This window comes from Pseudomonas sp. B21-021, assembly GCF_024749205.1.
In the GTDB taxonomy this organism is placed as follows: Bacteria; Pseudomonadota; Gammaproteobacteria; order Pseudomonadales; family Pseudomonadaceae; genus Aquipseudomonas; species Aquipseudomonas paraglycinae.
On the sequence record NZ_CP087192.1, the window covers coordinates 5820001 to 5845995 of the forward strand.

Here is a 25995-nt window from a genome sequence, read left to right on the forward strand (position 1 = left end):
CGTGAGTCGCGCCCAGTACGTATATAAAGGAACGATCAACCACCTCACCATCTACACGCACACCACCGGAGGCCAGCAGATCACGAGCAGCCGCCGAGTTCTTCACCAGACCGGCCTTATTAAGGACAGCAGCAATCGGCATATCCTCGGAAGCAGTCAACTCGACCTCTGGCAGATCATCCGGCAACTCACCATCTTTCATACGGTTACCCGCACCACGGTGAGCATTGGCCGCAGCCTCTTCACCGTGGAAGCGCGCAACAATCTCTTCGGCCAGCTTGATCTTGATATCGCGAGGATTAGCGCCCGCCTCTACATCAGCACGGAACGCATTGATCTCATCCATCGAACGGAAGCTGAGCAACTCGAAGTAGCGCCACATCAACGCATCAGGAATCGAGACCAGCTTGCTGTACATGACACCCGGCGCTTCCTGGATACCGACGTAGTTGCCCAGCGACTTGGACATCTTCTTCACGCCATCCAGACCTTCAAGCAACGGCATCGTCAGAATGCACTGCGCTTCCTGGCCATAACCACGCTGCAGCTCACGCCCCATTAGCAGGTTGAACTTCTGATCGGTACCACCCAGCTCAACGTCAGCGCGCAAAGCAACCGAGTCATAACCCTGCACCAGCGGATAGAGGAATTCGTGAATGGCAATCGGCTGATTGGTGGTGTAGCGCTTGTCGAAGTCATCACGCTCGAGCATACGAGCAACGGTGTACTGCGAAGTCAGACGAATAAAGTCCGCAGGCCCCATCTGATCCATCCAGGTGGAGTTGAACGCGACTTCGGTTTTCGCCGGGTCAAGAATCTTGAACACCTGAGTCTTGTAGGTCTCGGCGTTTTCCAGAACCTGCTCACGGGTCAAAGGAGGACGCGTGGCGCTCTTGCCGCTCGGGTCACCGATCATTCCGGTGAAATCACCAATAAGGAAGATCACCTGATGCCCCAGCTCCTGGAACTGGCGCAGCTTATTAATAAGCACAGTGTGACCAAGGTGCAGATCCGGCGCAGTTGGATCGAAGCCGGCCTTGATTCGCAGCGGCTGGCCACGCTTGAGCTTTTCGATCAGCTCGGACTCGACCAACAGTTCTTCCGCACCACGTTTAATCAGCGCTAGCTGCTCTTCAACCGACTTCATAACAGACCCGCAAGGCTCAGATTCAAAGGGAACCAACCATACAAGATCGCGCACCAAATACAAGTTTTGCCCGGCGCACGGACGCCAATCCACAGACAGGGCGTCCACAGACTTGCTTCAGGGATGATTTGGTTATATTTTATACAGTTATTTCATCTTCATCATGTCATTCATCTTTTCCAATTCATCTTTTTCAAAGTCAAATTACTTATGACCACTGAACCGTCTAAAGCGCCACCGCTTTACCCGAAGACCCACCTGCTCGCCGCGAGTGGTATCGCCGCCCTTCTCAGCCTGGCGCTCCTAGTGTTTCCATCCAGTGATGTTGAAGCCAAAAAGACGACGCTGAGCCTTGAACTGGAAAGTCCTGCTGAACAACTGACACAAGATCAAGACGCTGCCGACGCAGCTCAAGCCACAAATGAGTCCGTAGCCTCCCCTTTCGCGCAGATCGAAAATAGCGCCGAAGAGGCGCAGGAAACCGCTCAGGCTGCACCAGCGCCGACACCGGTAGCTGAAGAAAAGAAGGCTCCAAATCACAGGGAAGTGATCGTCTCCAAGGGCGATACGCTTTCTACACTGTTCGAGAAAGTCGGCCTACCGGCCGCAGCCGTCCATGAAGTGCTGGCCAGCGATAAACAAGCCAAGCAATTCAGTCAGCTCAAACATGGCCAGAAACTCGAATTCGAATTGAATCCACAAGGCCAGTTGACCAACCTTCACAGCAAGGTCAGCGACGTTGAAACCATCACCCTGACCAAGAACGACAAGGGTTATGTGTTCAACCGCGTTACCGCCAAACCGACTGTTCGCACCGCCTATGTACACGGTGTGATCAACAGCTCGCTGTCGCAGTCCGCCGCCCGCGCAGGCCTGTCCCACAGCCTGACCATGGACATGGCCAGCGTGTTCGGCTACGACGTCGACTTCGCTCAGGATATCCGTCAGGGCGATGAGTTCGATGTGATCTATGAACAGAAAGTGGTCAACGGCAAAGCCGTTGGCAACGGTCCGATCCTGTCCGCCCGCTTCACCAACCGCGGCAAGACTTACACCGCAGTGCGTTACACCAACAAGCAGGGCAACAGCAGCTACTACACCGCCGATGGCAACAGCATGCGCAAGGCGTTCATCCGTACACCGGTGGACTTCGCTCGCATCAGCTCCAAGTTTTCCATGGGCCGCAAACACCCGATCCTCAACAAGATCCGCGCCCACAAAGGCGTCGACTACGCCGCTCCACGCGGTACGCCAATCAAGGCTGCCGGCGACGGCAAAGTGCTGCTGGCCGGCCGTCGCGGCGGTTACGGCAACACCGTGATCATCCAGCACGGCAACACTTACCGTACGCTGTATGGCCACATGCAGGGCTTCGCCAAGGGCGTGAAGACCGGCGGCACCGTCAAACAGGGCCAGGTGATCGGTTACATCGGCACCACCGGCCTGTCCACCGGCCCGCACCTGCACTATGAGTTCCAGGTCAACGGTGTTCACGTCGATCCATTGGGCCAGAAGTTGCCGATGGCCGACCCGATCGCCAAATCCGAACGCGCTCGCTTCCTGGCGCAGAGCCAGCCGTTGATGGCTCGTATGGACCAGGAAAAGGCCACCATGCTGGCTTCGAGCAAACGTTAAGCCATGGCTCTTTATATCGGCGTGATGTCCGGCACCAGTCTCGACGGGCTGGACATCGCCCTGATCGAGCAATCCTCGGCGATCAATCTGGTCGCCACGCACTACATTCCCATGCCAGATACCCTGCGCGCCGAGCTGCTTGGCTTGTGCGCCAGCGGCCCTGACGAAATCGCCCGTTCGGCGATTGCCCAGCAGAACTGGGTGAAGCTCGCCGCGCAAGGGATCCATGCCCTCCTCGAACAGCAACAGCTCAAGCCTGAAGCCATTCGCGCGATCGGCAGCCACGGCCAGACCATTCGCCACGAACCTGCGCGCGGTTTCACTGTGCAGATCGGCAACCCCGCTCTGCTGACCGAACTGACCGGCATTACAGTCGTCAGCGACTTCCGCAGCCGCGATGTGGCCGCCGGCGGCCAGGGCGCTCCGCTGGTTCCTGCCTTTCATGAAGCGCTATTCGAAGAGCATATCGGCAACCGCGCGGTCCTGAATGTCGGCGGTTTCAGCAATCTCAGTCTGATCGAGCCGAACAAGCCTGTAGCCGGTTTCGACTGCGGGCCGGGGAATGTGCTGATGGATGCGTGGATTCATCAGCAACGGGGCGAGAACTACGACCGTAACGGGCAGTGGGCAGCCAGCGGCAAGGTCGAGCCGACCCTGCTGAAAGCCCTGCTCAGCGATCCGTTTTTCGTGACCCAAGGCCCAAAGAGCACCGGCCGCGAAGTTTTCAACCTGCCCTGGCTGGAGCAGCAACTGTCGCGCCTGCCAGGTTTCGCACCCGAAAACGTACAGGCCACACTGCTCGAACTGACGGCGCTGACCATCGTCGAATCGCTGCAAAACGCTCAATCGAATACCGAAGAGCTCTTGGTATGCGGGGGCGGCGCCCACAACGCCATGCTGATGAAGCGCTTGGCCGACCTGCTACCCAACGCCAAGGTCGCCAGCACCGCGACGCACGGCGTCGATCCGGACTGGGTCGAGGCCATGGCCTTCGCCTGGCTGGCCCACTGCTGTCTGGAAGGCATTGCCGCCAACCGCCCGAGCGTCACCGGCGCCAAAGGTCTGCGCGTACTCGGCGCCATCTACCCCAACTGACAAATCCCAGATAACAAAACGCCGCAGAACCGTGAGGTTCTGCGGCGTTTTATTGTGTTCGGTGAAGCGCGATCAGATCGAGAACGAGGAGCCGCAACCACAAGTGGTGGTGGCATTCGGGTTCTTGATCACGAAACGCGAACCTTCCAGACCTTCCTGATAATCCACCTCGGCACCTGCCAGGTACTGGAAGCTCATCGGATCGACCACCAGACTGACGCCTTCGCGCTCGACGATGGTGTCGTCCTCGGCCACATCTTCATCGAAGGTGAAGCCGTACTGAAACCCTGAACAACCGCCGCCCGTAACGAATACGCGCAGCTTCAAGCGATCATTCCCCTCTTCATCGACCAGGCTCTTCACCTTGTGCGCGGCACCTTGAGTGAATTGCAAAGCCGTGGGGGTGAAGGATTCGACGCTCATGCTGACTATCTCCCGGCGTTACGCCGCCATAATGCGTGATGACGCGCATTATCCGCTTGTCCTAGAAAATCGGTCAACTATTGTTACGGTATATCAATAAAGCTGATCAACCGACCAGAATGCAAAAAGGCCCGTTAGACGGGCCTTTTTACCAAGCAAGATCAGTCGTTACGGCAGCATGCCGGCGTGGGACAGACCAAAGCGCTCATCCAGCCCGAACAGGATGTTCATGTTCTGCACCGCCTGACCCGACGCGCCCTTGACCAGATTGTCGATCACCGACAGCACCACCACCAGATCACCATCCTGTGGACGGTGAACCGCGATGCGGCAGACGTTGGCGCCACGCACGCTGCGGGTTTCCGGATGACTGCCGGCCGGCATCACATCGACGAACGGCTCATTGGCATAACGCTTCTCGAACAGCGCCTGCAGATCCACCGAGCGATCCACTACAGTCGCGTAGAGCGTGGAGTGAATGCCACGGATCATCGGCGTCAGATGCGGCACAAAAGTCAGACCGACGTCCTTGCCTGCAGCACGACGCAGCCCCTGACGAATTTCCGGCAGATGACGGTGACCTTTCACCGCATAGGCCTTCATGCTTTCCGACGTCTCGGAGTACAGCGAGCCTACCGCAGCGCCACGACCGGCACCGCTGACACCGGACTTGCAGTCGGCGATCAGGTGCGAAGCGTCGGCAATACCTGCTTCAAGCAACGGCAGGAAACCCAGCTGCGTCGCAGTCGGATAACAACCCGGCACCGCGATCAGGCGTGCTTTCTTGATCTGCTCACGATTGACTTCCGGCAAGCCGTAAACCGCTTCGTCCAGCAGCTCCGGCGCGCCGTGCGGCTGGCCGTACCACTTGGCCCATTCATCGGCGTCCTGCAGACGGAAGTCTGCCGACAGGTCGATGACCTTGGTGCCGGCCGCCAGCAATTCGCCGGCCAGTGCGTGGGCAACGCCGTGCGGAGTGGCGAAGAACACCACGTCGCAAGCGCCCAGGGTCTTGATGTCCGGCACGCTGAATGCGAGACCGTCGTAGTGGCCGCGCAGGTTCGGATACATATCAGCCACGGCCAGACCGGCCTCGGATCGGGAAGTAATCACTACCACTTCCGCCTGCGGATGCTGTGCCAACAGACGCAGCAGTTCGACACCGGTGTAACCCGTGCCGCCGACGATACCGACCTTGACCATAAACCTGCCCTCAACGAACCCACTGGAAAGCCGTCGATAATAGGGGCCGCGCGCCCCTGCGACAACCGTCAAGGTGACGTGCGGACGCTCAAGCCTCTACTATCCGGCCTACCGTGAATCAGGGAATAACCAAAAATGCTCTATCTGTGGATCAAAGCGCTTCATATCGTCAGCATCGTGTGCTGGTTTGCCGGGCTGTTCTATCTGCCGCGACTGTTCGTTTATCACGCGCAAAGTGAAGACACGATCAGCAAGGAACGCTTCAGCATCATGGAGCGCAAGCTGTATCGCGGCATCATGGGCCCGGCGATGATCGCCGCGCTGATCTTCGGCGGCTGGCTGATCTATCTCAACCCGAGCATCTTTAGCAGCGGTGGCTGGATCCACGCGAAACTGACCCTGGTCGTGCTGTTGATCGGTTACCACCACATGTGCGGCGCGCAGGTAAAACGTTTTGCCCGTGGCGAGAACACCCGCAGCCATGTCTTTTATCGCTGGTTCAATGAAGTGCCGGTTCTGATATTGCTGGCTATCGTAATTCTGGTCGTGGTCAAGCCGTTCTAACTTCAACAAATACAACTTTCCGGGGTACTTCCGATGTCGCTGCCCGCTCTGCTCGAACAACGTCTGCGCCTGCCCGTAGTGGCGGCGCCGATGTTTCTGATCTCCAATCCTGAACTGGTGCTGGCGTGCTGCCGTAACGGCGTAGTTGGCAGCTTCCCGGCGCTGAACCAACGCGAAAGCAGCGGGTTCAAGGCCTGGCTGGAGCAGATCGAAGCGGGGCTGGCGACATTGGAGAACCCGGCGCCGTACGCGGTAAACCTGATTGTTCACAAGAGCAATCCGCGTCTGGAGGCGGATCTGAACATCTGCGTCGAGCACAAGGTGCCCATCGTCATCACCAGCCTCGGCGCAGTGAAGGAAGTGGTAGACGCCGTGCACAGTTACGGCGGCCTGGTCTTCCACGATGTGACGACCCGCCGCCATGCCGAAAAAGCCGCGGAGGCCGGTGTCGATGGTTTGATCGCTGTTGCAGCCGGTGCCGGTGGGCACGCCGGGACCTGGAGCCCGTTTTCGCTGATCGCCGAGATCCGCGAGTTTTTCGACAAGACCCTGTTGCTTGCAGGATGTTTGAACCATGGACATGAGATTCTCGCCGCACAACTGCTCGGCGCGGATCTGGCCTACTTCGGCACGCGATTTATCGGTACTACTGAAAGTCATGCGCCTGACGCCTATAAGGAGATGCTGCTGACTGCCAAAGCCGCCGACATCATTCATACTCCTGCCGTGTCCGGTGTACCGGCCAGTTTCATGCGTCAAAGCCTGGAGGCCGCCGGTTTCGACATGGCAGCCCTGCAAGGCAAGGGTGAAGTGAATTTCGGCGACAAGCTCAAGCCGATCAACGACGAAGCCAAGGCCTGGAAAACCGTGTGGTCTGCGGGCCAAGGCGTAGGCCAGATCGACGATCTGCCAAGCGTGGATCAACTGGTGGCGCGTCTAGATGCCGAATACCGCCAGGCCCTGGAGCACGCAGCGCAACTGCCGAAACGCTGGCCACGTTGAATGAAACCCGGCCAGTCGCTGTCTGACTGGCCTTAGACTCAATTTATCTCGCGACAAGGATGCCTCGGCCATGAGCGAACCCCGTTACAAGATCGTTTTCGACGGCGCGCTCCAGCCCGGCGTCGATATCACCACGGCCAAGCTCAACCTGGCCGATCTGTTCAAAAGCGATGTCGCCGCCATCGAGCGCCTGTTCAATGGTCGCACCGTCGCGCTCAAGCGTGATCTGTCCCACAGCGATGCGCAGACCTACCTGCAAGCGCTGGGGAAGACAGGGATCGATGCCCGGATCGAAACCGAAACGCCCATCGAACTGAACCTGTCGGATGTCCACGAGCAAAGCGCCGCCGTCACCGAACCCGATTCACCTTATGCGCCCCCTCGCGCCGCCGTCGGTGAAAACCTGCCGGCATTCGCGCCTCTAAAGCCGCTCAGCGTTGAAGGCCGGATCGGCCGCTTGCGCTACCTGGCATGGTCGATGGTGTTGAGCCTGGTCGCCCTGCCAATCGTCAGCGTGTTCGCGTTGATCGGTCTGGGCCTGGTGAGCGCCGACTCGACGACCGGCCTGATCATCGGCGGTCTCCTCGCTTTCTTCCTGTTTCTGGCCTTCGCGATTGTCGGGATCCTGTTCAGCATCCAGCGCCTGCACGATATCGGCTGGTCCGGGTGGCTCTGGCTGCTGACGCTGGTGCCGTTCGTGGGCAGTTTCTTCCCGCTGGTGATCATGATCGTGCCGGGCAATACCGGCGCCAACCGCTATGGCCCACCACCTCCGCCGAACAGCACGGCAGTCAAAGTGCTGTGCTCGCTGTGGATCGTGTTTATCGGACTGTTTTTCATGGGCGGCATGCTGGGCGGGATCACAGCCATCCAGCAGGAATACGAAAGCAGTCTTGAAAGCAGCTACGAGAGCGGTTCGGTGACCACCGATGAAATCGATGTGGAAGTCGAGCCCGCCGCGAATTCGGCAGACGATGCAGCCGAAGCCGCCCTCGCCCCTGTAGAATCTGCGAAAGAATGAACAACGCTCCCCGCCGTGACACCTGCGTCCACGGCGCGGCGCTGTTGCGATGGAGATTTGCATGACCCGTTACGCTCTGATCACCGGCGCCTCCAGCGGCATCGGCCTGGCCATGGCCGAAGCCCTGGCGCGCCGCGGCCGTAGCCTGATTCTGGTGGCTCGCCAGCGTGATCAGCTGGAAAGCATTGCGATTGAACTGACCCAGCGCTTCGGCGTTGAAGTGCTGTTCCGCGCCTGCGACCTCGGCGAGCCGCTGCGCCTGTCCGGTTTTCTGCTGGAGCTTGAAGAAGGCGACCGGCAGATCGATCTGTTGGTCAATTGCGCCGGCATCGGTACTTGTGGCCCGTTCCTGGCCCAGGACTGGATGACCGAACAGGACCTGATCGAAGTGAACATCCTCGCCCTCACCCGCCTCTGCCATGCCATCGGCAACAGCATGGCGTTGCAGGGCGGCGGGCAGATTCTCAATGTCGCGTCGGTGGCGGCCTTCAACCCCGGGCCCTGGATGAGCACCTACTACGCCAGCAAGGCGTATGTCCTGCACTTCTCGGAAGCGCTGCGGGTGGAATTGAAGAAGTGTGCGGTCAAGGTGTCGGTGCTCTGCCCCGGCCCGACCCGCACCGCATTCTTTCGCACCGCGCAACTGAACAACGACAAGCTCAACGCGAGCAAACTGCTGATGAGTCCCGAGGAGGTCGCGCTGTATACCGTGCGCGCCCTGGAGAAAAACCGCGCAATCATCATTCCAGGACGCCGAAACCGCTGGTTCGCCTTTCTGCCTCGGCTCGGTTCGCGCTGGCTCAATCGCACGATTGTCGGCATGGTCAACAAGGCTTACTGCCCGCGCTGAAAAGCCCTACGGCAAAACACTGGGCGGGCTAATCCTCCTATGAGTACACTCAGACCAGCCCAAACAACGGAGAAAACAGCTGTGGATACTCTGTTCACCAAGATCATCAACCGGGAAATCCCGGCGAAGATCATCTACGAGGACGACCAGGTTCTGGCGTTCCACGACATCGCCCCACAGGCACCGGTGCATTTTCTGGTGATCCCGAAGAAACCGGTGCGTACCCTCAACGACCTGACCGAAGACGACAAGGCACTGGCCGGGCATATCCTGTTCACCGCCCAGCGTCTGGCGCTGGAACTGGGGTGCGAGGAAGGCTTCCGGGTGGTGATGAACTGCAATGAAATGGGCGGGCAGACGGTCTACCACATTCACATGCACGTGCTCGGTCAACGCCAGATGAACTGGCCTCCGGGCTGATTGAACCCAGAGATCGGTGGGAGCGCCCTGCTCCCACATGACCCAGCGCAAACCTTCCCCGGCCGATTCGGTTAAACTGGCCGCCGAGATTCTTCCCGGAGGTCAGCATGACTACCCAACGTCACTACTCGCCCATTGATCGTCTTCTGCTGCAAGCCGATGCCGCGATGCGTACCTTGCTGCCCTTCAGCGGTCAGCCGTACCGTCCGTCGCCGGCGATCGTGCAGCCCGATGTGCAGATGAGCGATGAAGACACCCGCCACGTAGCCGGTCTGATGCGCATCAACCATACCGGTGAAGTCTGCGCCCAGGCGCTGTATCAGGGCCAGGCGCTGACCGCCAAGCTGCCACAGGTGCGCGAGGCCATGGAGCATGCGGCCGAAGAAGAGATTGATCATCTGGTCTGGTGCGAGCAGCGCATTCACCAGTTGGGCAGCCACACCAGTGTGCTCAACCCACTGTTCTACGGTATGTCGTTCGGCATCGGCGCTGTCGCCGGGCTGATCAGCGACAAGGTCAGCCTCGGATTTGTTGCCGCCACAGAGCATCAAGTCTGCAAACACCTGAACGAGCATCTGGAACAACTGCCGGCCGAGGACGAAAAATCCCGGGCAATTCTGGAGCAGATGCGTATAGATGAAGAACATCACGCGGAAAGCGCACTGGAGGCCGGCGGTTTCCGCTTCCCGGCGCCAGTGAAGTTCGGCATGAGCCTGTTGGCCAAAGTGATGACCAAGAGCACTTACCGGATCTGAAAAACGCCCATAAAAAAGGCGACTGCCGCAAAGCAGTCGCCTTTTTTTGTGCCCGGACTTCTTAGCTCGGCATATTGCGCGCGTAGAAGATTTCCAGCATTTCGTGTTTCACACGCTCGGTCACCTGAGCGCGTTGCTCAGACGACAGGTTGCTGGTGGCATCGCCGAACAGGTAGTTGTCCAGTTCGAAGTTCTTCAGCAGCATTTTGGTGTGGAACAGGTTTTCCTGGTACACGTTCACGTCAGTCATCTGGTACGCGTCGCGAGTGTCTTCGGAGAGGTAGTTCTGGATCGAGTTGATCTCGTGGTCGATGAAGTGCTTGTTGCCTTCAACGTCACGGGTGAAGCCGCGCACACGGTAATCCACGGTCACGATGTCCGAATCGAACTGGTGAATGAGGAAGTTGAGCGCTTTGAGCGGTGAAATGACACCACAGGTCGACACGTCGATGTCCACACGGAAGGTCGCGATACCGGCGTCCGGATGGATTTCCGGGTAGGTATGCACCGTGATGTGGCTCTTGTCGAGGTGGGCCAGGATGATTTCGGGCAACGGGCCCGGGGACTCTTCGATCTGGCTTTCGGTCGGGGTCACCGGCTCTTCCGAGATCAGAATCGTGACGCTGGCACCCTGAGGCTCATAGTTCTGACTCGCAATGTTCAGAATGTTGGCACCAATGATTTCGACAACTTCCGTGAGGATCTGCGTCAGGCGTTCGGCGTTGTACTCTTGATTGATGTACTCGACGTATGCCTGCTGGTCTTGCGGGGTTTCCGCGTAGCAGATGTCATAGATGTTGAAGCTCAAGGTCTTTGTCAGGTTATTGAACCCGTGGAGCTTGAGTTTGCTTTTCACCGTTAAAAACTCTCTATGTATGCGGCACGGCCGCGTGATCAAGCATGCCCGTCAAGTGCGAACAACGCACCTGCGTAGGACGGTTAACACCTCTTCGCGATGGCGATTTTGGTTATCTGTTCAGGCGGATGACCCGTCGGTTGACTGATCACGGCCCTGAAAAAAGTGGCGCATTATGCAGACGTCAGCGGGGGATCGCCAGAGTCTGCACTGCTTTTATGATAGTTGAATGTCGGCTCAGCCGAGTTCAACGATTTCGTAGTCGTGGGTGATCGCTACGCCGGCCGCGCCGAGCATGATCGAGGCCGAGCAATACTTCTCGGCAGACAGTTCGATGGCGCGTTTGACCTGGGCTTCTTTCAGGCCACGGCCCTTGACCACGAAGTGCATGTGGATCTTGGTGAACACTTTCGGATCTTCGGTCGCACGCTCGGCTTCCAGAAAGGCTTCGCAGCTTTCAACGGCCTGACGGGACTTCTTCAAAATGCTGACCACGTCGAAATTGCTGCAACCGCCGACGCCCAGCAGGAGCATTTCCATCGGGCGGACACCCAGGTTACGACCACCGGCGTCCGGCGGACCGTCCATGACCACGACATGACCGCTGCCGGATTCGCCGAGGAACATGGCTTCGCCAGCCCATTGGATGCGTGCCTTCATCGCCAAGACTCCACTGTAGAAAAAAGGGTCGCCAGCTTAGCACAGGGCCCTGCCCGGACAGCGAGCACGTTCCTGGGACGAATGCACCTTTAACGTAGGTGATTTCTCGAAATTTCGACGAAGTGTCTGGTAAGCTGGCGCCAATTCACTGGCGCCTTCGCCAGACTGTGTAGCGACCGCCTCAGCGCCTCATATAAAAACCAAATATAACCGTGCAGTCTTTTCGGGATACAACCATGGTTGGTATTACCCCCACACCCAAAATCAAGAACCTCGACAAGCTGCTGATGCATTGCCAGCGCCGGCGTCACGCGGCCAAGAGCAACATCATCTGCGCCGGGGATCGCTCCGACACGCTGTACTTCATCATCCGCGGTTCGGTCACGATCCTGATCGAGGACGACGACGGCCGCGAGATGATCATCGCCTACCTGAATGCCGGGGACTTCTTCGGCGAGCTGGGTCTGTTCGAAGAAGCCGGCCAGGAACAGCAGCGCAGCGCCTGGGTGCGGGCCAAGGTTGAATGCGAAGTGGCGGAAATCAGCTACACCAAGTTCCGCGAACTGTCGCAACAGGATCCAGACATTCTTTACGTCCTCAGCGGACAAATCGCACAACGCCTGCGCAACACCACACGCAAAGTCGGCGACCTGGCGTTCTTCGACGTCACTGGTCGTGTTGCTCGCTGCCTGCTGGAGCTGTGCAAACAACCGGACGCGATGACCCACCCGGACGGCATGCAGATCAAGGTGACCCGTCAGGAAATCGGCCGGATTGTCGGTTGTTCGCGAGAGATGGTCGGTCGCGTGCTCAAGGATCTTGAGGAACGCAACCTCGTGGATGTGAAAGGCAAGACCATGGTGGTCTTCGGCACTCGCTGAGTTCCAAAGCTCAGCAGGCGTAGACCTGCGCCAGCATCAAACGAAAGAGTTCATCGAGACGCGCCAGTGCATGGGGCGCCGGGAATTTCTCATGCAGAGCGATGTGGCTGGCGGCACGTACCCGTTGCTCCAGACCACAAGCTTCGTTGAAGCGGTTGACCGCCGCAACCATCGACTCACGTTCGTCATCCACCAGCATCGCCCCGTGCACCAACCCCACCGGACGCTGCCCCCCCTGACTCTGGCGCCAGCGCTGAGCGGTGCCGACCATCTTGCGACCGTCGAGATTGACGTTGAAGCGACCGTCGCAGAATGCACCGTCGATTTCCCCCAGCGACGAAGTGCCACCCAACTCATCCAGCAACTCACAGATCGGATCGCATAGCCGCCGGTAACCGGTTTCGATGCGGTTCAGATCACCTTCGCTGCGAGGCGGTGCGTAGACCAGTGCAATATTGATGGTGGAAGCCGATTGCGGAACCGGTTCGCCGCCGGTTTCACGCAGCAACACCGGCCAACCGGCAGCAGCGGAGACTTCGCAGGCGTGATCGAATCCGGGCAAGCGGTTCAAACGGCGCGGCATGACCAAAGCGCGATCGCTGGGCTGCCAGAACAGCAGGCCAAATTCGGCATCACCGGCGCAGACCGAGGCCAGTAGATCCTGTTCGGCTTGCAGGCCGGCTTCGATGGTCAGGGAAACTGGAGTCATAAAGAAGTCCGTTAGACGATTAGTCTGTGGTGAATCTTATGGCCTCTTCGCGAGCAAGCCCGCTCCCACATCAGGAATGCAGTTCTCCTGTGGGAGCGGGCTTGCCCGCGAATGATTCGACTCGGTCTGAATGAATCAGTCGAGGGTCGAACCGCTCACCGGAACGCCGCGCTCCGGGAAGAACAGACGCTGCAGTTCGATGCCCGGACTTTCGGCGCGCATGAACGCTTCGCCGACCAGGAACGCGTAGACATCACTGATTTCCATCAGCTCGACATCGGCACGGTTGAGGATGCCGCTCTCGGTGATGACCAGACGATCGCGCGGAATGCGCGGCAGCAGGTCGAGAGTGGTTTCCAGGCTCACGTCAAAGGTGTGCAGGTTGCGGTTATTGACCCCGACCAGCGGCGTGTCGAGAGTTTTCAACGCGCGCTCCAGCTCATCGCCGTCGTGCACTTCCACCAGCACATCGAGGCCGACGTCTTTGGCCACCGAAGCCAGTTCGGCCATTTTCACGTCATCCAGTGCGGAGACGATCAACAACACGCAATCGGCGCCCAAGGCACGGGCTTCGACGATCTGGTACGGATCAATCATGAAGTCCTTGCGGATCACCGGCAGCGAGCACGCCGCGCGGGCCTGTTGCAGGTAAGCATCGGCGCCCTGGAAGTAGTCGATGTCGGTCAGCACCGACAGGCAGGTCGCCCCGCCCTTCTCGTAGCTTTTGGCGATATCGGCAGGCACGAAATTCTCGCGGATCACGCCCTTGCTCGGCGACGCCTTCTTGATCTCGGCGATCACTGCCGGCTGTTTCTTCTTGGCCTGCGCCAGCAGTGCCTGGGCAAAACCACGGGGTGCATCGGCCGCCTTGGCCAGACTTTCCAGCTCGCTCAGGCTCACACGGGCGCTACGCTCGGCGACTTCCTGAACCTTGCGGGCCAGAATGTTTTCCAGAACCGTCGGTACACTCATCCCTCATTCTCCACTTTGAATACCGCGGTAAAGGCACCCAACTCCTCGAGTTTTTCCCGAGCAAGACCGGTGTGCAGAGCGTCGTGGGCCAGTGCCACGCCCTCTTTCAGACTTGTCGCCAGGTCGGCGGCGTACAGCGCCGCACCGGCATTGAGCACGATCATTTCGGCAGCCTTCTGACCATTCTCGGTCTTGCGCTTGCCCAGTGCATCGCGGATCAGCGCCAGCGACGCTTCCGGGCCTTCGACCGACAGGCCGTGCAGGCTCTGGCTCTTCATGCCCAGATCTTCCGGCTCGACCCAATATTCGGTGATTTGATCGTCCTTCAGCTCGGCGACAAACGTCGGCGCCGCCAGACTGAATTCGTCCAGACCGTCTTTCGAATGCACCACCAGCACGTGCTTGCTGCCCAGACGCTGCAAGACTTCAGCCAACGGCCGGCACAGCGCCGGGGTGAACACGCCCACCACCTGATGTTTCACACCGGCCGGATTCGTAAGCGGGCCGAGCATGTTGAACAGGGTACGCAGGCCGAGATCGCGACGCGGGCCGGCGGCATACTTCATGGCTTTGTGGTGGGTCTGGGCAAACATGAAACCGATGCCGACGTTGTCGATGCAGCGCGCCACCTGAACCGGGGTCAGGTTGAGGTAGATGCCGGCGGCTTCCAGCAGATCGGCGCTGCCGCTCTTGCCCGACACCGCGCGGTTACCGTGCTTGGCCACGGTGCAGCCAGCCGCGGCGACCACAAAGGAAGATGCGGTCGACACGTTGAAAATGTTTGCCCCGTCACCGCCGGTACCGACCACATCGACCACTCGGTCGAGGGTCTGGAGTTCGACCTTGTCCGCCAGCTCGCGCATCACCGACACGGCACCGACGATCTCGTCGATGCTCTCGCTCTTCATGCGCATCGCCATCATGAACGCGCCAATCTGCGCGTCCGTGCATTGGCCAGTCATGATTTCGCGCATCACGTCGCGCATTTCATCGGTGCTGAGGTCGAGGTGATCGACGATACGGCTCAGGGCTGTCTTGATATTCATGGAAAGTCCTTAGCGCGTGCCGCCGGTTTGTTTGAGGAAGTTGGCGAACAGTTCGTGGCCCTGCTCGGTGAGGATCGATTCCGGGTGGAACTGTACGCCCTCGATGTTCAGGGTCTTGTGACGCAGGCCCATGATCTCGTCGACCGAACCGTCATCGTGCTGGGTCCACGCCGTCAGCTCCAGGCAATCGGGCAACGTTTCGTGTTTGACGATCAGGGAATGATAGCGGGTGACGGTCAGCGGGCGGTTCAGACCGGCAAACACGCCCTTGTCCTCGTGGAATACCGGACTAGTCTTACCGTGCATCACCTGGCGAGCGCGGACGACATCGCCGCCAAAAGCCTGGCCGATGGACTGGTGACCGAGGCAGACACCGAGGATCGGCAGTTTGCCGGCGAAGTGCTTGATGGCCTCGATGGAAATGCCGGCTTCGGTCGGTGTGCACGGGCCCGGGGATACGACGATCCGCTCAGGGTTGAGCGCTTCGATTTCGGCGATGGTCAGTTCGTCGTTGCGCACCACTTTGACCTCGGCACCCAGCTCGCCGAGGTATTGCACAACGTTGTAAGTAAAGGAGTCGTAGTTGTCGATCATCAGCAACATGGCGTTTCGAACCTCTTGAATTCTGACTTGAAGACAGCCTTCGAATGACTTGCCAGGGCGCTGCACACTGGCGGACGCGCAGGTCGCATCGGCACAGCGGCATTTCAAACGGGCAAGGAAGGCAAAGCGATACAGATCCGGCGGGGCCGGCAGAAAAGATTCAGGCGCGCCAACGCCAGCGGGCGTGTGCCTTGATGACTTGATCCAGAAGTTTGCTGGTGATCAACACGGGGAAGGTCTCGTTCATACGTTTCGGCACAGTAACTTAGCTGGGCGGAGCGTGCAATATGGCCGGGGCCGTGGGGGATAAAACAATGGGAGGGTTGACGACCGATGGCAAAACGCCGGAAGTTTTTGGTACTGTCGTTTCGTTCACTACAACAATAAATAAACGGACTTGCTCATGATCAAACAGACGTTGTTTGTACCGCTCGCCGGATGCCTGCTCGCGATGGCCTGCGCCCAGGCGAACGCCGCACCCAATCCTTATTCGAATTTCGTGGTCTTCGGCGACAGCCTTAGTGATGCGGGGACTTTCACCGACAGCGGCGGCCCGGCCGGCGCCACCGAACGCTACACCAACCGCACGGGCCCGAACTATCAGGACGGCAGCGGTGAGTTCTACTCACTCAATTCCACCCAATTGCTCGGAGGCCGTCTCGGCTTCACCCCGGACCAGACCGCCTCCTCGTCCTCAGCGGTACGTGCCGGCCAAGGCCAGCCGGATGGCAACAACTGGGCAGTAGGCGGTTACCGCACCGACCAGATTCTCGACTCGATCACCAGCCAGTCCGCCACCGGCGAACGCACCCGTGCCGGTTATCTGCCGTCGAACGGCTTCCGCGCCGACCCGAATGCCCTGTATTACCTGACCGGGGGTGGCAACGACTTCCTCCAGGGCCGCGTCACCAGTCTTCCTCAGGCGAATGCCGCGGCCGATCGACTGGTCGACAGCGTACGCACGCTGCAAGGTGCCGGCGCCCGCTACATCATGGTCTGGCTGTTGCCGGACATTGGCCTGACTCCAGCCATCAACGGCTCGCCGCTACAGGCCTTCACCTCGCAACTCAGCGCCCAGTTCAACACCGAACTGGTCAGCCAATTGCAGAGCGTCAACGCCAACGTCATCCCGCTGAACGTCCCTGTTCTGCTCAAAGAGGCATTCGCCAATCCGGCGCAGTTCGGCCTGGCGACCGACCAGAATCTGGTCGGCACCTGCTTCAGCGGCAACAGTTGCACGGAGAACGCGCGGTACGGGATCAACAGCGCCACCCCGGATCCGACCAAGCTGATCTACAACGACGCCGTCCACCCGACCGAAGCCGGGCAGCGCCTGATTGCCGATTACGCCTACTCGTTGCTGGCCGCGCCATGGGAAGCGACTCTGTTACCGCAAATGGCTCAAGGCACCCTGCGCTCGCATCAGGATGAACTGCGCAACCAGTGGCTGGCGGATTGGGAAAACTGGCAGGCCGTTGGCCAATGGCGGGCGATTGTCGCCGGTGGCGGCCAGCATCAGGATTTCGACAGCCAGCGCAGCGGCGCCAGCGCCGACGGCAACGGTTACAACCTGAACATCGGCGGCAGCTACCGTCTCAACGACGCCTGGCGCGTGGGCGTGGCGGCCGGTTTCTACAACCAGAAACTCGAGGCCGGCGACAACGATTCGGACTACAAGCTGAACACCTACCTCGGCACCGCGTTCGCCCAGTACCAGCAGAACCGCTGGTGGGGTGACGCCGCCGTGACCGCCGGGCATCTGGATTACGACAGCCTCAAACGCAAATTCCAGCTGGGGGTCAACGAACGCGGCGAGAAAGGCGATACCGATGGCTATGTTCTGGCCTTCAGCGGACGCGTGGGTTACGACATTGCGCCAGAAGCGAGCAGCCCATGGCACCTGTCGCCATTCGTCAGCGCCGACTTTGCCAAGGTTGAAGTCGACGGTTACTCGGAAAACGGCGCCGACTCCACCGCGCTGACGTTCGATGACCAGTCGCGCATTTCCCGGCGTCTCGGCCTCGGGATCCAGGGCAAGTACCAGATCACCTCGCAGACCCAGGTGTTCGGCGAACTGGCCCATGAGCGCGAGTACAACGACGACACCCAGAATGTGACGATGAACCTCAACAGCCTGCCGAACAACCGCTACACCCTGGCCGGCTATGCCCCTCAGACCAACCTGAACCGCCTGAACCTGGGTGTGAGCCACAACCTCACCAAGGATCTGGCATTGCGCGCCAGCTACGACATTCGCAAGGATGACGACTTCACCCAGCAAGGGATCAACGTCGGCGTAGCACTCGACTTCTGATTCGCAGGCCATAAAAAAACGCGGCGCCCTCACAGGCGCCGCGTTTTTTTATGGCTGAGTCATCAATCACTCAGTCCGGGGTTTGCTCGGCCAATGCAACAGCGCGGAACATCGCCCGACGCTTGTTGATGGTTTCTTCCCATTCCAGCGCCGGCACCGAGTCGGCGACGATGCCGCCACCGGCCTGCACGTGCAGCTCGCCGTTCTTGATCACGGCGGTACGGATCGCAATCGCGGTGTCCATGTTGCCGTTCCAGGCGAAGTAACCGACCGCGCCGCCATACACGCCACGCTTGACGGGCTCCAGTTCGTCGATGATTTCCATCGCGCGGATCTTCGGCGCGCCGGACAAGGTGCCCGCCGGCAGGATCGCCCGCAGCGCGTCCATCGCCGTCAGCCCGGCTTTCAATTGACCGGTGACGTTGGACACGATGTGCATCACGTTGGAATAACGCTCGATGACCATCTTCTCCGTAAGTTTCACTGAACCGATTTCCGAAACGCGCCCGGTGTCGTTGCGACCGAGGTCGATCAGCATCAGGTGCTCGGCGATCTCCTTGTCGTCGGACAGCAGGTCTTCTTCCAGCGCCACGTCCGCCTCTTCGGTCGCCCCGCGAGGACGGGTGCCGGCAATCGGGCGCACGGTGATCAGGTTGTCTTCGACCCGCACCAGCACTTCCGGCGAACTGCCGACGACGTGGAAATCGCCGAAGTTGAAGAAGTACATGTACGGCGTCGGGTTGAAGCAACGCAGTGCGCGATAAAGATCGATCGGCGCCGCCTTGAAGTCGATCGACATGCGCTGGGACGGCACGACCTGCATGCAGTCACCGGCGAGGATGTATTCCTTGATGGTGTCGACAGCTTTTTCGTAGTCGTCCTGGGTGAAACTGGAGCGGAACACCGGCTCGGCCGCCTGCTGCTTGCTGAAATCCAGGCCACGACGCGGGGTGATCGGCTGACGCAGTTTTTCCAGCAGTTGCTGCAATTGCGCTTGGCCCTGCTCGTAGGCATCGGCCTGTGCCGGGTCGGCCAGCACGATCGCGTGCATCTTGCCGGCGAGGTTGTCGAACACCACCACCGCATCGGAGACCATCAGCAAAATGTCCGGCACGCCCAGCGGATCCGGGTTCGGGCATTTGCCGAGGCGCTTCTCTACATAACGCACACAGTCGTAACCGAAGTAGCCGACCAGGCCGCCGTTGAAGCGCGGCAGACCGGCAATGGTCGGCACGTTGTAGCGGGCCTTGAAGGTTTCGACGAAGGCCAGCGGGTCTTCGACATCGTGGCTTTCGGTCTCGACGCCATCGACGGTGATGCTGACGTGATGATCGTGAACCCGCAGCACGGTGCGGCACGGCAGGCCGATGATCGAGTAACGGCCCCATTTCTCGCCGCCCTGCACCGATTCGAGCAGGTAGGAGTTGGGCTGGTCGGCCAGTTTCAGGTAGATCGACAGCGGCGTGTCAAAGTCGGCCAGGGTTTCGCAGGCCAGCGGGATGCGGTTGTAGCCGTCAGCGGCCAGACGCAGGAATTCTTCGCGGATCATAGGGTGCCTCGTGGTGTGAGGGGCAAATCAGTCAGGTGTGCAAACGCGCCGGCAGGCCGGCCAGGAACAAGTCAGGCGCGCCAACGCCAGCGGGCCAGGGCCTTGATGACTTTCATCCAGAGTTTGCGGGTGACCACCACGATGGCGTTTCCAGAAGGGGATTGAGAAGCGTCGGGCAACGTTATCTCAGCGGCCGTATCCAGGCAACCGGGAATTAGCTTGCGCAGATCGTCGATCACCAGCGCCGGGGATTCCTCGGCAATCGGCCGGCCATGGTTGTAGCCATAACTCAGCCCGACACATTTGACCCCCGCCGCTTTCGCCGCCAGCACGTCGCTGCGCGAATCGCCGACGAACAACGATTGCGAGGCCGGAATGCCGGACATCTTCATGACGAAGAACAGCGCCGCCGGATCGGGCTTCTTCTGCGGCAGGGTGTCGCCGCCGATGATCCACTTGAAGTAGCGGCCGATCTTCATCTGATCCAGCAGCGGCGCGACGAAGCGCTCCGGCTTGTTGGTGATCAGCGCCATGGCCACGCCCTGCTTGTGCAGCCATTTCAGGGTATCGCGCACGCCGGGATAGACCACGGTCAGCTCATGGCTGGCGCCGTAGGCTTGCATGAAAACCTCCAGCGCATGCTCGGCTTCGACGTCATCCACGGAGGAATGATCGATGCCGCCGGCCAACGCGCGGCGCACCAGCACCGGCGCGCCGTTGCCCACCCATTCGCGCACCGACTCGATACCGGCAGGCTTGCGCCCGAGGGAGAGCAGCATGTTATCCACTGCCGCCGCCAGGTCGGGTACCGAATCGATCAGCGTGCCATCCAGATCGAACATCACCAACCGCGGCAGTTGCCCCGGGAACAGCTGCTCAAAACCGCTCATGGGCGGGCCAGCGCCAGTTCGGAACGCATCTTGTCGATGACTTCCTGATAGTTCGGCGCATTGAAGATCGCGGAGCCGGCCACAAAAGTGTCGGCGCCAGCGGCAGCGATTTCACGGATGTTGTTGACGTTGACGCCGCCATCGATTTCCAGGCGGATGTCACGGCCCGAAGCATCGATGATCGCCCGCGCTTCACGCAGCTTGTCGAGGGTGCCGGGGATGAACTTCTGCCCGCCGAAGCCCGGGTTGACGCTCATCAGCAAGACCATGTCGACCTTGTCGATCACGTACTTGAGCACGTCCAGCGGGGTCGCCGGGTTGAACACCAGGCCGGATTTGCAGCCGCCTTCACGGATCAGTTGCAGCGAACGATCGACGTGCAGCGTGGCTTCCGGGTGGAAGGTGATGTAGGTGGCGCCGGCTTCGATGAAGTCGCCGACAATGCGATCCACCGGGCTGACCATCAGGTGCGCGTCGATCGGCGCGGTCACGCCGTACTTGCGCAGCGCGGCGCAGACCATCGGGCCGATGGTCAGGTTCGGTACGTAGTGGTTGTCCATGACATCGAAGTGGACGAAGTCGGCACCGGCGGCCAGAACGTTGTCCACTTCCTCGCCCAGGCGGGCGAAGTCGGCGGAGAGAATCGACGGAGCAATAACGAAGGGCTGCATGACGCACCTTTTCTGAGCTAAATCACGATGGCGCGCATTGTATACCTCAAGTTTCCGCGCGCGCACCGTGACCGCGATGATTGGGTTGTGCCATGACCGGCGGCCGACAGTTTCTCAGTACGCCGCCCGGTAGATCTTCTCGATGTCGGCGGCGCTGAGCTTGCGCGGGTTGTTGCGCATCAGGCGCTCGATGCCGGCGGCCTCTACGGCCATGGCCGGGATCGCCTCTTCGGGCACGCCGAAACTGCGCAAGCCCAGCGGGATTTCTACCGCTGCGCACAGTTCGGTCATCGCCGCGACCGCACTGTCGGCGGCCTCGTTGAGACTCAGATGACCGGTCTTCACCCCCATGGCTTCGGCGATATCCTGCATCCGCTCGACGCAGGCCATCTTGTTCCAGGTCATGACATACGGCAGCAGCAACGCATTGCTGACGCCGTGGGCAATGTTGAAACGCCCGCCCAGCGGATACGCCAGCGCATGCACCGCGCCGACCCCGGCATTGCCGAACGCCATGCCGGCCATCAGGCTGGCGGTGGCCATGTCTTCCCGGGCTTGCAGGTTGGAGGGGTTGGCGTAGGCCTTGGGCAATGACCGGGCGATCAACTTGATCGCGCCGATGGCCAGCGAATCGGTGATCGGCGAGGCATTCAGCGACAGATAGGATTCGATGGCATGCACCAGCGCATCGACGCCACTGGCGGCCGTCACGCTGCGTGGGCAGGTCAGGGTCATCTGCGGGCTGACCAGCGCCACGTCCGGCAACAGGTAATCGCTGACGATGCCTTTCTTCAGTTGGGCGACCTTGTCCGAAAGAATGGCGACGTTGGTCACTTCGGAACCGGTGCCGGCGGTAGTCGGGATGGCGATCAGCGGCGGGCCTTTGCGCGGCACCTGATCGACGCCGAACAGGTCTTCCAGCGCACCGTGATAACCGGCATAGGCGGCAACACTCTTGGCGATGTCGATGGCACTGCCGCCACCGAGGCCGATCAGCCCGTCATGCCCGCCTTCGCGGTAGACACGCATGCAATCCTCGACGATGGCGATTTCCGGATCGGGCAACACGCGGTCGAAGATTTCATATTCACGCTCGCCGATCTGCGCCAGCGCCAGCTCTACCGTGCCGGACTTGACCAGCGCGGCATCGGTAACGATCAGCGGGTTGTCGATATCCAGTCGGGTGAGCTCGGCCGCCAGTTGCTCGATGGCCCCGGCGCCGGTGATCAGTTTGTGAGCGATCTTGAACGAGGAAAGACTCATCGTGCGCAGCCTCTTATAGATGTGGGAGCTGAGCACAAGCGTAGCTGGGGAATTCGGGTTGTCTGTCATTCAGCGCATGAATGGCAGACAACCCGGATGATCGTTCCCACGCTCTGCGTGGGAATGCAGCCAGGGACGCTCCGCGTTCCATTCGGAAGCTGGAATGCGGAGCGAGGGAACAATCATCGAGGGGGTTCAGACCTGAGCGGTACGCAGTTTCTCGCTACGTCCACGCAACCATTCCAGCGTCAGCAACAGAATCACCGAGAAGGCAATCAGCAGAGTCGCCGCCGCCGCAATCGTCGGACTCAGGTTCTCGCGAATCCCGCTGAACATTTGCCGAGGCAACGTCGCCTGCTCGGGACCTGCAAGAAACAGCGTCACCACCACTTCATCGAACGAGGTCGCAAAGGCAAACAGCGCACCGGAAATCACCCCCGGCGCAATCAGCGGCAAGGTCACCCGACGGAACGTGGTCAGCGGCGAGGCGCCAAGACTGGCCGCCGCCCGCACCAGGTTATGGTTGAACCCCTGCAACGTCGCCGACACCGTGATGATCACGAACGGCACACCGAGCACCGCGTGCACCACGATCAGCGAGAAGAAACTGTTGCCCAGCCCCAGCGGCGCAAAGAACAGGTAACTGGCCACACCGATAATCACCACCGGCACCACCATCGGTGAAATCACCAGTGCCATCACCAGCGGCTTGCCGGGGAAGTCGCCACGGGTCAGGCCGATGGCGGCCAGCGTGCCGAACACCATCGCCAGTACGGTCGCCGCCGGGGCGACGATGATGCTGTTCTTCAGTGAGCGCATCCATTCCGCCGAGGCGAAGAAATCCTGATACCAGTGCAGCGAAAAGCCCTGCAACGGATACACCAGGAAACTGCCCGAGTTGAACGACAGCGGCACGATCACCAGCACCGGCAGGATCAGAAACAACAGGATCAAGCCGCAGAGGATCCGCAAGCTGTAGAACCACACCCGCTCGACGGGCGACATATAAGGACTCAGCATTTCAAATTCCCCTTAGCTCAGGCGCAGGCGACTGGCGCCCACCAGCCAGCTGTAGATCAGATAAAGCACCACGGTCGCCAGCAGCAACAAGCCGCCGAGTGCAGTGGCCATGCCCCAGTTGATGCTGGTGTTGGTGTAGAACGCGACGAAGTAGCTGACCATCTGATCGTTCGGGCTGCCCAGCAGCGCCGGGGTGATGTAGTAGCCGATGGCGAGGATGAACACCAACAGGCAACCGGCGCCGACACCGGCGTAGGTCTGCGGGAAGTACACCCGCCAGAAACTGGCGAACGGATGGCAGCCGAGGGAAATCGCGGCACGCATGTAGGTCGGCGAGATGCCTTTCATCACGCTGTAGATCGGCAGGATCATGAACGGCAGCAGGATGTGCACCATCGAGATGTAGACCCCGGTGCGGTTGAACACCAGCTCCAGCGGTTTATCGATGATGCCCATCGCCATCAACGCGCTGTTGATCAATCCGCCGGATTGCAGCAACACGATCCACGCGGCGACTCGCACCAGGATCGAAGTCCAGAACGGCAGCAGCACCAGAATCATCAGCAGGTTGCTTTGACGCGACGGCAGGTTGGCCAGCAGGTACGCCAGCGGATAGGCCAGCACCAGGCAGATCACGGTGATGATCAGGCCCATCCAGAAAGTCCGGGCGAAGATGTCGAGGTAGATCGCCTGATCCGGGGTGGCCGGGGCAATTTCGCCGAGGTCGTCGATGCGATGATCCACCGCTGCCAACAGATAGAACGGGGTGATGCTGCTGGTATTGCGCTTCACCGCTTGCCAGTAAGCTGGATCGCCCCAACGCTCGTCGAGGCCTTCCAGCGCTTCTTTATAAGAGGCCGGTTCGCTGGCGAATGGCAGCGAGCGGGCGGTTTTGGTCAGCAGGCTGCGATAGCCGGCCAACTCCATGTTCAGACGCTTGGACAGATCGCCCAGGGTCTGGTTTTTGCGCGCTTCGGCGAGGTCTTCGCTGGCGGCTTTGTAGACCGGTTCTGCGGGCAGGCCGCGGCCGTCCCACGCAGCAATCGCGGTCACGGTGCGCGGCATGCCGCCGACCACTTCCGGGTTGCCGACGCTTTTATAGAGCAGCGCCACGATCGGCACCAGGAACACCAGCAACAGAAACAGCACCAGCGGCGCGATCAGCGCCTGGGCCTTCCAGCGGTTGACCCGCTCGGCGTGCTTGAGCCGCTGCTTCAAGGTGGGGCTGTTGCCCTCGTTCAGGGGAACGGCGATGGCCATGACGTACTCCGCAAATCTTTGATCAATCGAGAATGTGGGAGCGAGCCTGCTCGCGATAGCGCCTTCGGATTCAACATTGATGCCGACTGACACACCGCAATCGCGAGCAGGCTCGCTCCCACAGGAGAGCGAGCCCTCTGGTTACTTCGCAGCCCAGGAATTGAAGCGCTGCTCCAGTTGCTCGCCGTTGTCAGCCCAGAAGCTGACGTCGATCTGCACCTGGTTGGCGATGTTTTCCGGAGTGGTCGGCATGTCTTTCAGGATCGCCTTGTCCAGCAACGGCACTGCCTGAGAGTTGGCCGGGCCGTAGGCGATGTTTTCCGAGTAGGTCTTCTGCTGTTGCGGCTGCACCGAGAACGCGATGAATTTCTTCGCCGCTTCGGCACGCTTGGCGTCCAGGCCTTTCGGGATGGCCCAGGCGTCGAAGTCGTAGATGCCGCCGTTCCACACCACTTTCAGGTTGGATTCTTTCTGCACGGCGGCGATACGACCGTTGTAGGCCGAGCTCATGACCACGTCACCGGAAGCGAGGTATTGCGGCGGCTGGGCGCCGGCTTCCCACCACTGGATGTTCGGTTTCAGCTCGTCGAGTTTCTTGAACGCGCGATCCTGACCGCCCTTGCTGGCCAGTTCCTTGTAGACGTCTTTCGGCGCAACGCCGTCGGCCATCAGTGCGAATTCGAGGGTGTACTTGGCGCCTTTGCGCAGGCCGCGCTTGCCCGGGAATTTCTTGGTGTCCCAGAAATCCGCCCAGCTGGTCGGTGCGGTTTTCAGTTTGTCGGCGTTGTAGGCCAGCACGGTCGACCACACGAAGAAGCCCACGCCACATGGCTGGATCGCGCCTTTGACGTAGTCTTCGGATTTGCCGAACAACGCAGGATCCAGTTGCTCGAACATGTCTTCGTCGCAGCCACGGGACAGTTCCGGCGATTCAACCTCTACCAGATCCCAGGACACGCTCTTGGTGTCGACCATGGCTTTGACCTTGGCCATCTCACCGTTGTACTCACCAGCGACGATCTTGCCGTTGCCCGCCGCTTCCCACGGTGCGTAGAAGGCTTTGACTTGCGCCGCCTTGTTCGCCCCGCCAAACGACACCACAGTCAGATCCGGCCCAGCGGCCATTGCGCTTGCCGCACCCATCAGGCCCAGGGTCAGGGCTGTGAACTTCAGGGATCTCAACATT

General features: G+C 60.1%; 26 protein-coding genes (1 of these 26 only partly in view). 10 read left to right on the forward strand and 16 right to left on the reverse strand.

All coding sequences use genetic code 11. From position 1 onward, the window contains the following. On the reverse strand, positions 1 to 1147 hold the 5' portion of the coding sequence (tyrS, locus tag LOY31_RS26275) for a tyrosine--tRNA ligase (protein ID WP_007956332.1). 53 nt of this gene lie to the left of the window's left edge; the window shows 1147 of its 1200 coding nt (coding positions 1-1147); the start codon lies at positions 1145 to 1147; its stop codon lies beyond the left edge, outside the window. A gap of 210 nt (positions 1148 to 1357) precedes the next feature. On the opposite strand from tyrS, the gene LOY31_RS26280 reads away from it, so the two are divergent. After that, positions 1358 to 2782, forward strand: coding sequence for a peptidoglycan DD-metalloendopeptidase family protein (locus LOY31_RS26280; protein ID WP_085609106.1), 1425 nt, complete (start codon positions 1358 to 1360; stop codon positions 2780 to 2782). A 3-nt stretch (positions 2783 to 2785) separates the two neighbouring features. Next, on the forward strand, positions 2786 to 3877 hold the full coding sequence (locus LOY31_RS26285) for an anhydro-N-acetylmuramic acid kinase (protein WP_221534145.1): 1092 nt from the start codon (positions 2786 to 2788) through the stop codon (positions 3875 to 3877). Positions 3878 to 3949: 72 nt separating this feature from the next. Here the strand turns inward: LOY31_RS26285 and erpA are convergent, their stop codons facing one another. Together erpA and argC are read right to left on the reverse strand one after the other, a co-directional pair. Continuing rightward, positions 3950 to 4300, reverse strand: a complete 351-nt coding sequence (gene erpA, locus LOY31_RS26290) for an iron-sulfur cluster insertion protein ErpA (protein WP_003228776.1) — start codon at positions 4298 to 4300, stop codon at positions 3950 to 3952. A 168-nt stretch (positions 4301 to 4468) separates the two neighbouring features. After that, a complete protein-coding gene (gene argC / locus LOY31_RS26295; protein ID WP_115079390.1) occupies positions 4469 to 5503 on the reverse strand; it encodes an N-acetyl-gamma-glutamyl-phosphate reductase in 1035 nt (344 codons plus the stop codon). A 135-nt stretch (positions 5504 to 5638) separates the two neighbouring features. On the opposite strand from argC, the gene hemJ reads away from it, so the two are divergent. From hemJ to coq7, 6 genes are all read left to right on the forward strand, one after another. After that, positions 5639 to 6067 (forward strand): protoporphyrinogen oxidase HemJ, encoded by a 429-nt coding sequence (gene hemJ, locus LOY31_RS26300; protein WP_007956328.1) that lies wholly within the window; start codon positions 5639 to 5641, stop codon positions 6065 to 6067. 33 nt (positions 6068 to 6100) lie between these two features. Then, the gene (locus tag LOY31_RS26305) at positions 6101 to 7069 is read left to right on the forward strand and encodes a nitronate monooxygenase family protein (RefSeq protein ID WP_007956326.1); all 969 of its coding nucleotides are present in this window, start codon (positions 6101 to 6103) and stop codon (positions 7067 to 7069) included. Between the two features lie 70 nt (positions 7070 to 7139). Further along, positions 7140 to 8090, forward strand: a complete 951-nt coding sequence (locus LOY31_RS26310) for a DUF805 domain-containing protein (protein WP_221534143.1) — start codon at positions 7140 to 7142, stop codon at positions 8088 to 8090. A gap of 61 nt (positions 8091 to 8151) precedes the next feature. Next, positions 8152 to 8940 (forward strand): SDR family oxidoreductase, encoded by a 789-nt coding sequence (locus LOY31_RS26315; protein WP_007956321.1) that lies wholly within the window; start codon positions 8152 to 8154, stop codon positions 8938 to 8940. Between the two features lie 81 nt (positions 8941 to 9021). Beyond that, positions 9022 to 9360 (forward strand): histidine triad nucleotide-binding protein, encoded by a 339-nt coding sequence (locus tag LOY31_RS26320; protein ID WP_007956318.1) that lies wholly within the window; start codon positions 9022 to 9024, stop codon positions 9358 to 9360. A gap of 107 nt (positions 9361 to 9467) precedes the next feature. Next, positions 9468 to 10115: a 2-polyprenyl-3-methyl-6-methoxy-1,4-benzoquinone monooxygenase gene (gene coq7, locus LOY31_RS26325; protein WP_007956317.1), complete on the forward strand. Its 648-nt coding sequence runs from the start codon at positions 9468 to 9470 to the stop codon at positions 10113 to 10115. A 61-nt stretch (positions 10116 to 10176) separates the two neighbouring features. Here coq7 and speD read toward each other — a convergent pair whose 3' ends face one another. After that, positions 10177 to 10971, reverse strand: coding sequence for an adenosylmethionine decarboxylase (gene speD / locus LOY31_RS26330; protein ID WP_007956315.1), 795 nt, complete (start codon positions 10969 to 10971; stop codon positions 10177 to 10179). Positions 10972 to 11208: 237 nt separating this feature from the next. After that, positions 11209 to 11631 carry an OsmC family protein gene (locus LOY31_RS26335; RefSeq protein ID WP_003228794.1) on the reverse strand — a complete coding sequence of 141 codons (423 nt, stop codon included), beginning with the start codon at positions 11629 to 11631 and terminating at the stop codon, positions 11209 to 11211. Positions 11632 to 11867: 236 nt separating this feature from the next. Between LOY31_RS26335 and crp the strand changes: the two genes are divergently transcribed. Beyond that, positions 11868 to 12512, forward strand: a complete 645-nt coding sequence (crp, locus tag LOY31_RS26340) for a cAMP-activated global transcriptional regulator CRP (RefSeq protein WP_007956313.1) — start codon at positions 11868 to 11870, stop codon at positions 12510 to 12512. A gap of 10 nt (positions 12513 to 12522) precedes the next feature. On the opposite strand, the gene LOY31_RS26345 is transcribed toward crp, so the two are convergent. The 4 genes from LOY31_RS26345 to LOY31_RS26360 form a co-directional block, all read right to left on the reverse strand. Then, positions 12523 to 13221, reverse strand: coding sequence for a lipoyl protein ligase domain-containing protein (locus LOY31_RS26345; RefSeq protein WP_258712428.1), 699 nt, complete (start codon positions 13219 to 13221; stop codon positions 12523 to 12525). Positions 13222 to 13356: 135 nt separating this feature from the next. Then, positions 13357 to 14193, reverse strand: coding sequence for an indole-3-glycerol phosphate synthase TrpC (gene trpC / locus LOY31_RS26350; RefSeq protein WP_007956311.1), 837 nt, complete (start codon positions 14191 to 14193; stop codon positions 13357 to 13359). Next, entirely contained in the window at positions 14190 to 15239 is a 1050-nt protein-coding gene (gene trpD, locus LOY31_RS26355; RefSeq protein WP_007956310.1) for an anthranilate phosphoribosyltransferase, read from the reverse strand. The genes trpC and trpD overlap by 4 nt, the downstream gene beginning before the upstream one ends. Before the next feature lie 9 nt (positions 15240 to 15248). After that, positions 15249 to 15842, reverse strand: a complete 594-nt coding sequence (locus LOY31_RS26360; protein WP_007956309.1) for an aminodeoxychorismate/anthranilate synthase component II — start codon at positions 15840 to 15842, stop codon at positions 15249 to 15251. A gap of 403 nt (positions 15843 to 16245) precedes the next feature. Here LOY31_RS26360 and estP point away from each other — a divergent pair, with 403 nt between their 5' ends. Then, on the forward strand, positions 16246 to 18156 hold the full coding sequence (estP, locus tag LOY31_RS26365; RefSeq protein WP_258712429.1) for an esterase EstP: 1911 nt from the start codon (positions 16246 to 16248) through the stop codon (positions 18154 to 18156). A gap of 70 nt (positions 18157 to 18226) precedes the next feature. On the opposite strand, the gene trpE is transcribed toward estP, so the two are convergent. The 7 genes from trpE to LOY31_RS26400 all read right to left on the reverse strand — a co-directional run bounded on the left by trpE (position 18227) and on the right by LOY31_RS26400 (position 25994). After that, a complete protein-coding gene (trpE, locus tag LOY31_RS26370; RefSeq protein ID WP_007956307.1) occupies positions 18227 to 19705 on the reverse strand; it encodes an anthranilate synthase component I in 1479 nt (492 codons plus the stop codon). A 71-nt stretch (positions 19706 to 19776) separates the two neighbouring features. Next, complete coding sequence (locus LOY31_RS26375) at positions 19777 to 20595, reverse strand: phosphoglycolate phosphatase (protein ID WP_085609099.1); 819 nt, start codon at positions 20593 to 20595, stop codon at positions 19777 to 19779. Continuing rightward, positions 20592 to 21266, reverse strand: a complete 675-nt coding sequence (rpe, locus tag LOY31_RS26380) for a ribulose-phosphate 3-epimerase (protein ID WP_007918813.1) — start codon at positions 21264 to 21266, stop codon at positions 20592 to 20594. The genes LOY31_RS26375 and rpe overlap by 4 nt, the downstream gene beginning before the upstream one ends. Positions 21267 to 21380: 114 nt before the next feature. Beyond that, positions 21381 to 22529, reverse strand: a complete 1149-nt coding sequence (locus tag LOY31_RS26385) for an iron-containing alcohol dehydrogenase (RefSeq protein ID WP_085609098.1) — start codon at positions 22527 to 22529, stop codon at positions 21381 to 21383. A 195-nt stretch (positions 22530 to 22724) separates the two neighbouring features. Further along, a complete protein-coding gene (locus tag LOY31_RS26390; protein ID WP_011336198.1) occupies positions 22725 to 23549 on the reverse strand; it encodes an ABC transporter permease in 825 nt (274 codons plus the stop codon). A 12-nt stretch (positions 23550 to 23561) separates the two neighbouring features. Continuing rightward, the gene (locus tag LOY31_RS26395; protein ID WP_007959935.1) at positions 23562 to 24809 is read right to left on the reverse strand and encodes an ABC transporter permease; all 1248 of its coding nucleotides are present in this window, start codon (positions 24807 to 24809) and stop codon (positions 23562 to 23564) included. Positions 24810 to 24950: 141 nt separating this feature from the next. Continuing rightward, complete coding sequence (locus LOY31_RS26400; RefSeq protein WP_007959933.1) at positions 24951 to 25994, reverse strand: ABC transporter substrate-binding protein; 1044 nt, start codon at positions 25992 to 25994, stop codon at positions 24951 to 24953. Position 25995 lies beyond the last annotated feature (1 nt).